Here is a 13279-nt window from a genome sequence, read left to right on the forward strand (position 1 = left end):
AACAGTAGAAGTTTAACGGGTAAAAGTAAAATACCAACACTATGAAAATCAAAATGAACTTTTTAATCGCCTGATCATAGTTTTTTAGGTAAACATAAATTATTAACCAGCTCGTTATGAATCACAACCAAGAGAACATAATATCTTATGTAGGCAAACCTGATTGAATCCCATTAGTTACAATAATGTTAACGTCACGGTTGAAGTATACACAATGAACACTGCTATAACTATATATCCCTAAAAGGGCGTAACGTTAGCTAGTGTCGTCTGATAACGGTTTAATAAAAGCAGTTAACACCGTGAGTTGATTAAACAGACGTTTTTAAACAGATGGATAGAACAATAAAACTAAATTACAATGTACGACTTTTGCTTTAAAAACTCACGCTATAACAAGAAAATAACGGCGTACTATCTGAGGAACACCTTTAATTGAGAGCATCAATCTTCCTTATTGCAGCAGGCTTTATCCTGTTGAGTGGTTGCCAAACTGTTGTTGTAGAAGATGCCAAAGCAGAAAAAAGTCTTGGTGGTGTGAATAAATCAACATCATTAAAGGTTCCTAAGTTGTTAGCTCGGCGCAATTATCAAGACAGCGGTGATGTATGGGAACGCATTCGATATTCAATGGATATGCCCATTCCAGATCAACAATTAGTTAACCAATATCGTGATTGGTATATTAATAATCCACAGCATCTCGAGCAGATTTCACAGCGCGCCAAGCCGTTTTTATATTTAATCGTCCAAGAGTTTGAACATCGAGATTTACCTATCGAACTGGCCTTACTCCCTATAGTAGAAAGTTCGTTTAATCCTTTTGCTTATTCCAGTGCCGACGCATCAGGCCTGTGGCAATTTACCTCACCAATGGCCAGCCATTTTGGATTAGAGATGAATTGGTGGTATGACGGCAGAAAAGATGTGCCTGCTGCAACCACCGCTGCATTAGATATGCTCGAATACTTGTATAAAAAAACCGACAACTGGTTATATGCACTAGCCGCATACAATGCTGGTGAAGGTCGCTTACGTGAGGCTATTAGATATAATGAAGCAAGAGGGCTGAGCACCGACTTTTGGTCTTTACCATTACCTAAGGAAACTCGGCAATACGTACCACAATTGCTGGCAATAGCAGATGTGATTAAACATTCTGAAAGCTACGGCATCAGTCTTAAATCCATTCCTAATAAACCACTAGTTGAAGTAATTGATGTCGGAAGCCAAATTGACATCGCAGTTGCTGCCGATCTAGCCAATATATCCATTGCTCGGTTACAAAAATTGAATCCAGGGTTTAATCGCTGGGCAACATCACCCGATGGACCGCATCAGTTGATAGTGCCAGTGAGTAAAGTCAGTGAGTTTAAACAAGCTCTTGCGGATACTGATATTAGCGCTAGAGTAAAATGGTTTAAATATCAGATTAGAGCTGGCGATAATATTAGTGTCATTGCAAAACGTCACCTTACAACGGTGTCAGAAATAAAAGCGATGAATGACATTAATGGCGATAAGATCGTTGCGGGTCAATTTTTGTATATGCCACAAGCTGCATCGGGCATGACACCCTTAGTCGAACTGGCTACAACACAAAACGCCCAAGTCTCTACACCAAAGCAAGCTGCACCAAGCAAACAGCCAAGGATTATTACAACATCTAATCAGTCAACAGTTCAAAGCGATCACACGGTAAAATATGGCGACACACTGTGGAGTATTGCCAAAGTGTATAAGGTCAGTGTGGACCAAATTATCGCTTGGAACAAAATGACAGACAAAGACAAATTAACGGTAGGTAAAACCCTGCAGTTTTATCATCAACCCTTCAAACAACAGCAGAGCCAGTTGTAAGCCTATTGTTTAAAAACTCATAAGCACAATAGCTCAAATGTTGTAAAAGTTGAGCGTTACATAAATCTGAGTATTTACCGATTTAACCTAGTGAAGCACATCGAAATCCAGCTGTGCATATAGACACTTTTGATTATAAAAATCGATCATTCATGTTTAATAGAGCGATACACAATGCTTGAGGTCATGTTAAATCTTAGTGTTCATATTTTTTCATATTTGTTTCCGATCAGTTCATATCCAGCTCAATAGCTATTCACAAGTTTTGAATATAGTCACTCTATCAATAAGAACATATATTTTAGGGTGATGAATATGAACATTAGAAAAACTCAATTAGCTCAGTCAATTTTATTAGGCAGTCTACTTTTATCGGCGACCTCTTTTGCCAACGCTGCAGACGATGATGTCTTCGGTGGAGCCATAAGTGGTAAATTAACCTTTGCTTCAGATTATGTTTTCCGTGGCGAATCAGAAACAATGGATGCAGAAGTACCAGTGGTACAAGGTACCCTAGGTTGGGGCAATGATCTGGGTTGGTATGCTGGTGTATTTGCATCCAATATCAAATTTGCAGACCCCAATTTAGAAATTGTTACTGCACCTTATATTGGTAAAGCAGGCGAGTTTGGCAATAGTGGTATCAGTTACGACGTCATGGTTTTTTCTTACCTGTATCCAGGTGCCTCATATTCAAATTATACCGAACTGTGGATTAAAGTCGGTAAGCAATTTGGTCATGCAAATGTGCAGTTAGAAGTGACTCCAACAATCGATGATTGGTTTGGTGTAGAGGGCTGGCAAGGTGTTAACTATGCCGTTCATCCGAGCTATCAGTTTGACAATGGTTTATACGTATCAGCAAGTATCGGCTACCAAGATTTAGATGGTCATGGTGCAGAAGGTTGGGGGCACTGGAATTTGGGTGTGAGTAAAGCCTATGCCGGAATCAATTTTGATGTTCGTTATCATGGCAGTACCATGGATAGCGATCATAAGGTCTATGGCACTCAAACAAAAATCTTTGATGACCGAGTGGTTGTTGGCGTCAGCAAAAGTTTCTAAATTGATAATATAATCTTTTTTATTATTGGACCTGATTCTACGCATTCCCATTGTGTGACTCAGGTCCTTTTTTATAAACTATTTTGCTAGCTGTCACTCATTCCTGACAAATCTTTATAGGAAAATATGAAAAGTTATGAATAATAACGGCCATTATTAGCAACACTATCTGGATAGGATGATGGCACATACTGGTTTAACAAATACGGTACTCGTCGTTGACGATGAAGCCGTGATCCGCGCTCGATTAAAAGGTTATTTTGAGCGTGAAGGTTATCGTGTACTTGAAGCTGGAGACGGCGAACAGATGTGGCAACAGTTTACAAATCAACATATCGATTTGGTGATGTTAGATATTAACTTACCCGGTACCGACGGTTTGAGCTTGGCGCGTGAACTAAGAAGTCGTTCGGACGTTGGCATTATATTAGTCACTGGTCGTGATGAAACCATTGATAAAATCGTTGGCCTTGAGATGGGTGCTGATGATTATGTGACTAAGCCATTTGAATTAAGAGAACTATTGGTAAGAGTTAAAAATTTGTTGTGGCGAATTTCATTAGTTAAAAAAGCACAACAAGAAGTTGTAGAACAATTTGAACAGTGTGACGATATCATTGCCTTCGATAAATATATTCTTGAGTTAAACAGCCGAAAACTGAGTCGTGGTGACGAGGTGATAAAGCTGACTAAAGCAGAGTTCGAATTACTTACCGCCTTTGCATTGCATCCACAGCAAGTACTATCACGTGAGCGGCTAATGCAGCAAACAAGCCACCGTAATGAAGATGTAAATGATAGAACCATTGATGTCATTATTCGCCGTTTGCGAAATAAACTACAGGCAGACCTGTTTGTAACGGTTCACGGAGAAGGCTATTTGTTTGCGACAAAGGTTAAAGATTAGTTTTTGTCGTCACACGATAAATGGGGTAAAAGTCTGCAGGGGCTAAGCTGTTGTTAAACATATTGAGTTGCACAGTTCCTTGTTCTAACGCCTGTATTTGTGGGCCAATATCCCCAAATGAGTGTGCCCCCTCCAGTAGTTTTACCGCAATATCTATTGCCAATTTACCTTGTAACACCACTTGATCATCACTACTGAAAGCCACTTTATTGCGATAAAGTCCGCGCAAGGTCGCTGGCGATAAATAGCTGCTCACAAGTTTTACTTGGCCAGTTAATCGTTTATGTTGCAATGTTCCTATTGCTGCTTCAATAGCAACGGCACTGCCTAGAATATAACTAGGAACATGATCATTAAGTAGATTATGAAGTTGGTCACGATAAAGGTCACGATTATTATCGGTATGACGAATTGACGAAACCACAATAGGACTATCGGCAATAGCATCTTGAATACCGAGCTCAACCCAATCGCTGCCGCCAACACTTTCTGGGCCGGTGAGTAGAGCGAGTGTTACTGGAGACGATGGCGGTAAATTTTTTACAGCTTTGGCGATAAAGTGGCCAGCTTTCCAGCCCATTTGATACCAATTGACGCCTACACGAGTTGTTATAATGGGGTTATCGAGTCTATTCACTAACGCTATGATGGGTTTATTAATTAGCCCCGGATATTGATCAAGTAAATTGGGGGCCACAGCACCGAGTAAGATGGCATCGAACGGTTGATTAAGGCAGTATTCAAGTTGTTTTAGTTGTTGCTCTTTTCTGTAATAGCTACCAGCTTCAAATAATTCTAAATTAATGCCTAATTGGCTGGCTTTTGACACCAAACCATAATCAATGCCGATCCAATAAGCGTCTTTAAGGTGAGGTACTAAGGCACAGATTCGCCAAGCCTTTTTGGCCGAGGTCAGTTGATTATATTGTATTGATTTTACTGTTTGAATTTTGGCATTAAAGGGCGTGCGCTGCTGTAATGTCCAGCTAGAATCGGATGTTGCTTCAGCAAGTAATGGTATTGTCCCTAAGCAAGCTATGAGCAAATAAATAAGTCGGCGCATTATATTGTCTCGATTAAGGTTTCTAAACAGAACACTAAAAAATTTTCGTAATTATAACATTTTAAGGAATGACTGTGAGCACTTTATCACTATCAGGCAAGAGCTTAGTGGGTCGCCTTATGTTGGCATTCTGTCTGCTCGGATTGTTATTGTTAATGTTAGTTAGCCTTGGCAGCATTTCGCTTTATTGGGTAAAGCTGGCTGACCAGTATCTATATGAAGAGGCGTTACCTGCATCTGAGGCTGCAAGGCAATTGATGCAGTCTTCTAATGGCTTGCTCGACAATGCCCAAGCGCTTGAACGAGTGGAAGAAGAGGCTCAACGCGCTTTCCTTGGGCGTAAGTTATCACTGGAAAGCACTAATTTGCTTTCTGCTATTGAACGACTCAATTCGTTAAATCTACAAAATCATGGTGTTAATAAAGATCAGCATTTAGCTTTATTAGCTGGCGAAATTATCCATGACTTATCGGTATTCGGCCGCCAAGTGGGTAAACGTTTAGTGTTGGCGGCGCAATTGATTAATAAAGGAGCCGCACTGGCGGAAGCGGCCAGTAACAGTGGTGTTTTACTTGAAGCAGAACAAGCCGTGGTCGATTCAACCATTTTGGCCAAGTTGAGTTTAGCTTACCCTCAAGTGGTTGGCGCTGAACAAAGTGCCAAACTTTTGGACTCCATCATAGAGCAAGACTTGGATGTCCGTGAACGTTTAAATCGAGCTTTGGGATTGATCCATCACATTGAGTTAGTAGGGCAGTTATTACAGTCTCCAGACCAACAACTCGGATTAAATAACGTACTCAACAGTATGGCTCGAGTACTGTCTCCAACGACTTATACCATTAATTCTACTCGCGATAACTCACAAAGCGGCAACGAAATACCGAGCCCTTACACAGGTTCAGGAACGAGTGGGCAAATTGATTTAATGCCTCTAGAATTACTTAAAGGCTTAATTCGAGATCCGGTTAGGGCAACAGAGCTTGAGCACCAATTGATAATGTTAAGGGAGGTGAATGTTGGCTTAAGTTTGCAGCAGCAATATGCGCAATTGCTAACAAAACAAAATGCGCAACTGTTAACGCTGACGGATAAATTAGGCCAACTGAATAAGTCAGTCGATAGTGCAATGAAAGCACAACAGCTACAGGCAGAACATGCCCGAAGTAATTTTTTACAGCAATTACTGTGGGCTAAGTCAGGGCTGTGGGCGACAGGTATTTTGATGTTAATCATTATGCTGTTGGTGGTTTATCGGGTTATTTATAAAGGCATCGCTTTACGCCTAAGTGAAGCAACTGCTGCATTATCTCAATTAAGTCAGGGCAATACCGAAGTGCTACTGGATCCTCACGGAGACGATGAACTCACCGCGATGGCTTCTGCCATTGAAGCTTTTAAACAAAAAACCGCGCACAATCAAGCTCTGCAATCTGAATTACAACAAACGGCATCAGAATTATTTGCCCATAAAGCCTCACTTGAAAGTACCGTGCAGGCACGTACACTCGAACTGGCTGAAACCAACCGTCAACTAGACGCTGAAGCAAAAGGGCATTCGACGGCTAGAGTGATGGCAGAACAAGCTAACAAGGCAAAATCGCTATTTTTAGCGACCATGAGCCATGAGATCCGTACTCCGCTAAATGGTCTTTTAGGCACCCTGACTTTACTGAGTCACTCGCCATTACCTCCAGCACAAAAACAAATGTTGGCATTATCGCAATACAGCGGCACCTTACTGCAAAATGTACTTAATGATATTTTGGACTTTTCCCGTTTGGAGCAAGGTAAATTAACTAACGAACCACGGGCTGTTGCGCTTAATGAGCTGCTCGATGAAGTGATGGCAATCATGTTGGCTGGTGCGGGATTGTCAGGTATCTCGTTATATTTAGTTTGCGGTGATTTACCTAAATGGATAATGGTAGATAGCCCAAAATTGCGCCAAGTGTTGTTTAATTTGCTCGGCAATGCCATTAAATTCACTCCAGCAGGAGAGGTTACATTACGGGTAAATGTGGTCGAGAAACGATTAACCTTTGAAGTGGCAGATACTGGCGTTGGTATCAGTGAAAAGGCCATGGATCAATTGTTTATCGCCTATGGTGTACAGCCTAATCAAGGCAGAACGAGAGGCACAGGACTCGGGCTCGCTATTTGTAAAGAATTAGTCTCGTTAATGAATGAGGCTAACACTGCCAATGATTCTATTCGGGTGAGTAGTAAAGTGGGTGAGGGTTCCAGCTTTGGTTTTAGTTTACCATTACACATTTGTGAACAAACGTATGAGGTTATCAGTACAGAGTTACCTAAAGTTGATTCTAAATGTGTACTCGTTATCGAAGACAACAAAGTCAATTCCATGGTGGCCCAAGGGTTTTTAGCACATCTTGGACATCATTCCGTACTGGCTGATAGTTGTGCTCAAGCAAGAGCGTTGTTTAACGTCGATAGTGCGTTGAAGTTTGACGGCATTATGCTTGATATTCAATTAGGCGATGGCTCTGGTATTGAGTTATTACTTGAGTTGAAGCGTATTGCTAACGCAGCCCAAAAAGACATCAGCATAGCCGCATTTACGGCACAAATTCAACATGATGACATAAACGAGTATCAAACAGCAGGCTTCGATGACGTATTAGCCAAACCGCTTAATATGAAGTTTTTAGCCAATTGGATTGGTGATGCGAGTGACAAGTCAGCAATCAACAGCGACAACACGAATAAGTTAATCAAGATGGATAAACACGAAGGCTTTACACAAACGACCATAGATCAAAAATTTTCAGTTTGTAATGAAGACAATCAGCCTTTACTCGATGAAAAGCAAATTAATGAAGACTTACAATATCTTGGTACAGAAGCTGTTAAAGAGATGTTAGCGTTATTTAAAGTCAGTAGTACACAACACATCAATGCACTGGCAGCTTTACCTACAGATAGGCCAAAAGCGTTACACGCACTTAAAGGCAGTAGTGCCAGTATTGGCTTTATTCAGTTGAGTCAGTTGTGCAAACAATTAGAAAAAGATGGCATTAGTGATGATTCATATTTGTTGCTTAAGCAAGTATTGCAAGCATCAATTAACGCACTTGAGTTGAAATTTCTATCTAAGTTGTTGTAAATTAGTGATATAAAATATAGTTGAGTGTGTATAACCCTCACTCTATTTATCCTGATCTCAAACATTACATATAAAAACACCGAGCTTACTCGGTGTTTTTATATGGGGGTTAATTATATAGATATCCTGTTACTGAGCACCTTTTAGTCCTTCACAATCGCTTTCAACCCAAGCCAGAGTGAGGTGAGCAATGGCTGAATAAAACTTACCGGTATCCACAGAGGTAAGCCTATCTACAAAATGGGGTAACCAAGCGTGGAGATATTGTCTAATAAAGCTGAGCTGAGTGCTATCGTCACAAGCACACGCTTGGTGAGCGACATAAGCCAAAATAACGGCAATATGATCAGACGGTTCAGAAAATTCACTTTGAACCGTTAATTGGCTTTGTTTTAGATATGTTTGCATTTGCTGATGCTGTTCACCAAATAAGAGTACATCGTCCTTGGCAACTGCATTATCGTTAAGATATAAACTGGCATAAGGGCTGGCGCTATGCTTTGTACCTACTAAAAATAGGCCACAATAATCGGCAGCAAGCTCTAATAAAGCATGATCAGTATTGACGCTGTTAAGGGTTGAATTAAGCACTGAGTTTATGGTTTCAATGTCTTGACTCAATAACGGGTCACTGGCCAATTGAGCAAAGAATGCCTGAGCCTGACTTGCTGTGAGCTCTTGTAATAGCTGTTGATCTAGCTCTTTTGCAAACAGTGATGAGAGCAGCTTATACACCATCGAACGACCCTGGTTCATTGGCGTGTTATACAATATCTTGTCATTCATCTATGTTATCTCCTGAGCCTATTATGGCCGTTAACTTAAGCGCCAAGAATTAAATCGCTTGGCGCACAGTGATAATGCTTACACGTTATAGCTGCGTTTCTATTGGGCCACTAAAAGAACTGACGTCAGGTAACTTACCTTGATACTTTTCGAAATCGACCAAGCAAGTGTATGCGGAGCAAGCCTGGGCAAGCTTTGATGTACCAATATCTTGCGTTAACGTATTAGGGTCACCATAGCTGCACAACGCCCCAATTTCACTACCGCCTTCTTTAGACCCATCTTTACCGACTGGGCCATACCAAGCCCCTTCATGAATTCGGATAACCCCACTAGGGAAGCTGTCGGATACCACTGCACCCGCTAACAGTTGACCTCGGTCGTTAAACACACGAACAACATCGCCATCTTTAATGCCGCGCTGTTTTGCATCGGTAGGATTCAAGTACACGGGTTCACGACCTTGTACCGTATAGGTTTCCCGATATTGCTGCGACTCACACATTTGTGAATGTAAGCGTTTATCTGGGTGGCAAGATTGCATCCACATTGGGTATTTATCTGAACCAGGACCACCATGGCTGCGCTCTGACTTTTCTATCCAAGTAGGATGGCCAGGACAGTCATCGTAATTGAATTGGGCGATTTTACGGCTGAAAATTTCAATCAAGCCCGATGGTGTACCCAATGGATTCATTTCAGGATCATCCCTAAAGTCGGCATGGCGAGTCCAAGGTAGGCCTTCACCAAAATGTACATAACCTTGTTTCCAGAACGTGTCGAAATTTGGCATATCGAACTTACCGGCATTATCGGCTTTACAGTCGTTATAAAGATTCTTAATCCAGTCAAATTCAGACATGCCACGGGTATATTCTGTCTCTTTACCCATTATTTTGGCAAAGCGGGTAAAGATATCAAAATCAGACAAGCTATCAAATAATGGTTCAACCATTTTTTGCATCGCTAAAACACCACGGTTAGCGTAGCTGCCATAAACGTCAATGTCATTACGTTCAAATGTAGTACAAGCAGGTAAAACGATGTCTGAGAAACGGCACGTTGCTGTCCAGTTAATGTCGACAGTGACCACACATTCAAGCTTTTGAAATGCTTGCTTCATCTTATTTCTATCTTGGTGATGACTCCATGGATTATTACCTGAAAATACCATCATCTTAATATCAGGATAAGTGACCTTAGCCCCGTTGGCATCGATGGTTTTACCCGGTTCTAAAATGGCATCAATCCAACGTGCAATCGGAATGGTGCTACTCGCGCCTTTAAAATCATTACTGTCGAATAATGGCTTTTGGCCTTCATCAAGATTACGAGGAAACGCGCCCGGTGCAGCTGCGCCCGATGAAGGAACGCCAATACTTGAGTAATGATGGCCATAGCTGATACCACCACCAGGTAAACCAATTTGGCCAATCATAGTGGCAAGTACAGCTGCCATCCAATAAGGTTGTTCACCGTGTTGTTGACGTTGAATACACCAACCCATCATGATTTGAGTACGACCTTTGGTCATCACTTTAGCTAAATCACGTATAATTTCAGGGCTAACACCAGTAATTTTACTGGCCCACTCTGGTGTTTTAGCTACGTTATCTGACTCGCCTAAAATATAAGGTACGAATCTGTCAAACCCTAAGCTGTAGCCCTCAATAAATTTTTCATCGTGTAACTTACTGGTGATCATTTCATGGGCAATACCTAGCATTAACGCAACGTCAGTTTGTGGGTTGACGTAAAGTTGCTCACAGCCTAAGTATTTTTGGGTTTTAGTGACCACTGGGTCGATACTGATCACTCGGATCTTACCTTGTTTTACTTTTTCTTTAAGCTCCGCTAGATAAGCGAACGATTCATGGGTTTCGGCATTCCAACCCACTTGCAGGTTTTTATAGGGATCATTTGACCACAAAATGATGGTTTTAGATTGCTCAAGGATTAACGGCCATGAAGTACCTTGGGCATAAACTTCAGTAGAACCTAAAATATAAGGCAAAATAGTCTGGCCAGCACCCGTTGAGTAGTCACCAATTTTTTTGACAAAATTACCGTGCATACCAACAGCGCGTTGCATGTGACTGGTACTTGAATGCAGTTGTCCAGTGGCGCGCCAGCCAGTTTGACCCGCGTGCAGTCCTGATGGGCCATATTGAGTTTGCACCTCATCAAGTGAATCTTTAAACAGGGTCAATGCTTTGTCCCAAGTGACACGGACAAAGCGAAAATCACCGCGTTGACTGGTGTCGCTTTTATGACCTTTCAATAAAAAGTCTAGGCGTACCATAGGGTAGCGAACCCGTGATGGGTTGTAGACTAAGCCTTTAACGCCATTGATCATATCGGTAGGGTATTTGTCCAACTCAAATGGAATCACCTGGTCAATCACGCCATTCTTACGTTTCATTTTAAATGCACCAAAGTGCGAACCGGTAGTTAACCAGTCGTCACCTGCTTTAGTGCTTGCAGCTGCAAGGGCATTGAATGGCGCCAACAATGATGTACTGCTTAGTCCAACATAAGAAGTCGCCACTAAGCCTTTAAGAAAATGTCTTCTGTTCATGATGATGTCCTATTAATGCGCCGACTTATTGAAAGTAGATGAATGCTCTTGTAAGTACTTTTGTACAAGCGCTTGAGTGTCTTGGTCCATGTTGACGAATGCAATCATGCCTTTAAACATTCCAGGCCAACTGTTAGCGTCAAAGTGTGCTTCTGCTGGTTGGGTATGACACACGCTACAACTGCTGGTATAAGTGGTGCGGGCATAATCCCAAAGTGGCTGTAAATCACTTACTAGGTAGTCTGCATCGGTCCAAATTTTGGCTTCAACACGTTGCCATGTTAATCCGGTCATTGGGTCTTCTTTTTGTTCAAAGACATTCATTACACCTTCTTCTAGCGCAGCATCTTTTGATAACTGAGCCGACAGAATGTTAAGACCAAAATCGAAATAGATAACACGACCAGCACCAATTTTTTTACGCCAACCTTTAATACCAACTTGTACACGACTGCCATTGGTTTCAAGTACCGTCACTTTAGTGGCAATGTTTAACGTACCAGCTTCAACATCTGTTTTTTGATTAAAATAAAGGGGTTTAGTCAAGGCGGTAAAATATTGAGCACCAACCACAAGACCGGTTTCGCCAGATCCGACTTGTGCAATGAGTTCTGGTGCACGGGAAGTGCCCATGTCAGGAAGTTTGTGAGCAATACCTTTATGGCAATCAACACAGCTCTGGTCTATCTCTGCTGCACGCTTCATTTGTTTTTGCGCCAACTTTGACATGTCATCCCATTTCATCGAGTCATAGTTATGGCAGTTTTTACACGCTAAAGAGTTATCACGGTCGAAGCGTTTCCACTCACGGCTAGCCATCTCTAGACGTTTTGATTCAAATTTTTCCTCAGTATTAACGGTTTGCATCAACCAGCCCCACATATCATGTGATGCTTCAATCTTGCGACCAATTTTACGACTCCAGTTATGAGGCACGTGACAATCAGGGCAAGTGGCCCGAACGCCAGAGTGATTAGACCAATGCACAGTTTGCTGTAGCTCTTGGTAGGGCTTGCTTTCCATACTGTGACAGCTAATACAGAACTCTTCAGTGTTGGTCATTTCCAGTGCGGTATTGAAACCACCCCAGAATATAATCCCCATTAAAAAAGCTGATAGGCTAATTGTGCCTAAAGTAAGATATTTGGCAGGCTGATTTAGCGTCCGCCAGGTATTAATAAACCATTTCATAACAGCATCCTTTATAAGATTGACTCATAATTTGTTTGAGGATTAGTGCGCAACAACGCCACCAAATGCTTGGATCATCCAAATGACAAAACCGTACGCACTAATGCTGGTTACGGTGATAATGGGAAAAAATAAAAAAATGATAAATCCAAGAGCTTTCAGCTCCTTAGACTTAACATTACTTTTGGGGTCTACTACGTTTTTTGTTGTCATAGCTTGCTCACTTAAAAAATTATCTTTGCTGATGACAGCTATATTAGATAATAATTGTTAATGGCACTCAGACCGTGGATGAATGAACGTAGACAATATATGAAAGATTATGAACAGACTGAGTGAGGGGTAATTTGCGGTGAGGATTAACAGTAAACTGCTTTATAAAACAAGTTCAGAGTGTTATCAATCGAGGGGCACATATCGTTGTTTAAGTAGCGTTGATTCATAAATCGATTATTATTTACTCAACTTTATGTTTATGAATACTATGTATCATTACCATTTTCTCAAGGATTAACAGAGCAATTCTGATACATTTTCGCTACAATATGAAAGTTAATGTTTTTGTAATCATAAATATATGATCATGGTCTTATATTGTTAAATGTGCAGTATTAATTTAATCGGTATTAAGTAAGATGATGCTGTTAGCATTTAATACCCTCTCTATGCAATAAACAGCTGAACTTAAACACTTAGATAAA

9 protein-coding genes are annotated in these 13279 nt (G+C 41.2%); 4 read left to right on the plus strand and 5 right to left on the minus strand.

All coding sequences use genetic code 11. The features are described 5' to 3' along the window. The first annotated feature begins 435 nt into the window (after positions 1-435). The 3 genes from GUY17_RS10390 to torR all read left to right on the plus strand — a co-directional run bounded on the left by GUY17_RS10390 (position 436) and on the right by torR (position 3832). Entirely contained in the window at positions 436-1860 is a 1425-nt protein-coding gene (locus GUY17_RS10390; protein WP_162023086.1) for a LysM peptidoglycan-binding domain-containing protein, read from the plus strand. Between the two features lie 315 nt (positions 1861-2175). Then, entirely contained in the window at positions 2176-2925 is a 750-nt protein-coding gene (locus tag GUY17_RS10395; protein WP_162023087.1) for a TorF family putative porin, read from the plus strand. 181 nt (positions 2926-3106) lie between these two features. Beyond that, complete coding sequence (gene torR, locus GUY17_RS10400; protein WP_162024337.1) at positions 3107-3832, plus strand: two-component system response regulator TorR; 726 nt, start codon at positions 3107-3109, stop codon at positions 3830-3832. On the opposite strand, the gene torT is transcribed toward torR, so the two are convergent. Beyond that, complete coding sequence (gene torT / locus GUY17_RS10405; protein ID WP_162023088.1) at positions 3822-4895, minus strand: TMAO reductase system periplasmic protein TorT; 1074 nt, start codon at positions 4893-4895, stop codon at positions 3822-3824. The genes torR and torT overlap by 11 nt on opposite strands. Before the next feature lie 74 nt (positions 4896-4969). On the opposite strand from torT, the gene torS reads away from it, so the two are divergent. Beyond that, positions 4970-8023 (plus strand): TMAO reductase system sensor histidine kinase/response regulator TorS, encoded by a 3054-nt coding sequence (gene torS, locus GUY17_RS10410; RefSeq protein ID WP_277949096.1) that lies wholly within the window; start codon positions 4970-4972, stop codon positions 8021-8023. 129 nt (positions 8024-8152) lie between these two features. Here torS and torD read toward each other — a convergent pair whose 3' ends face one another. The 4 genes from torD to GUY17_RS10430 all read right to left on the minus strand — a co-directional run bounded on the left by torD (position 8153) and on the right by GUY17_RS10430 (position 12791). Continuing rightward, positions 8153-8809, minus strand: coding sequence for a molecular chaperone TorD (gene torD, locus GUY17_RS10415; RefSeq protein ID WP_101088311.1), 657 nt, complete (start codon positions 8807-8809; stop codon positions 8153-8155). Between the two features lie 85 nt (positions 8810-8894). After that, positions 8895-11387 carry a trimethylamine-N-oxide reductase TorA gene (gene torA / locus GUY17_RS10420; protein WP_162023089.1) on the minus strand — a complete coding sequence of 831 codons (2493 nt, stop codon included), beginning with the start codon at positions 11385-11387 and terminating at the stop codon, positions 8895-8897. A gap of 12 nt (positions 11388-11399) precedes the next feature. Beyond that, positions 11400-12578, minus strand: a complete 1179-nt coding sequence (torC, locus tag GUY17_RS10425; RefSeq protein WP_162023090.1) for a pentaheme c-type cytochrome TorC — start codon at positions 12576-12578, stop codon at positions 11400-11402. A gap of 42 nt (positions 12579-12620) precedes the next feature. Beyond that, on the minus strand, positions 12621-12791 hold the full coding sequence (locus GUY17_RS10430; protein ID WP_101088486.1) for a nitrate reductase: 171 nt from the start codon (positions 12789-12791) through the stop codon (positions 12621-12623). Between the last annotated feature and the right edge of the window lie 488 nt (positions 12792-13279).

The sequence above is a fragment of the Shewanella sp. Arc9-LZ genome (assembly GCF_010092445.1).
GTDB lineage: Bacteria > Pseudomonadota > Gammaproteobacteria > Enterobacterales > Shewanellaceae > Shewanella.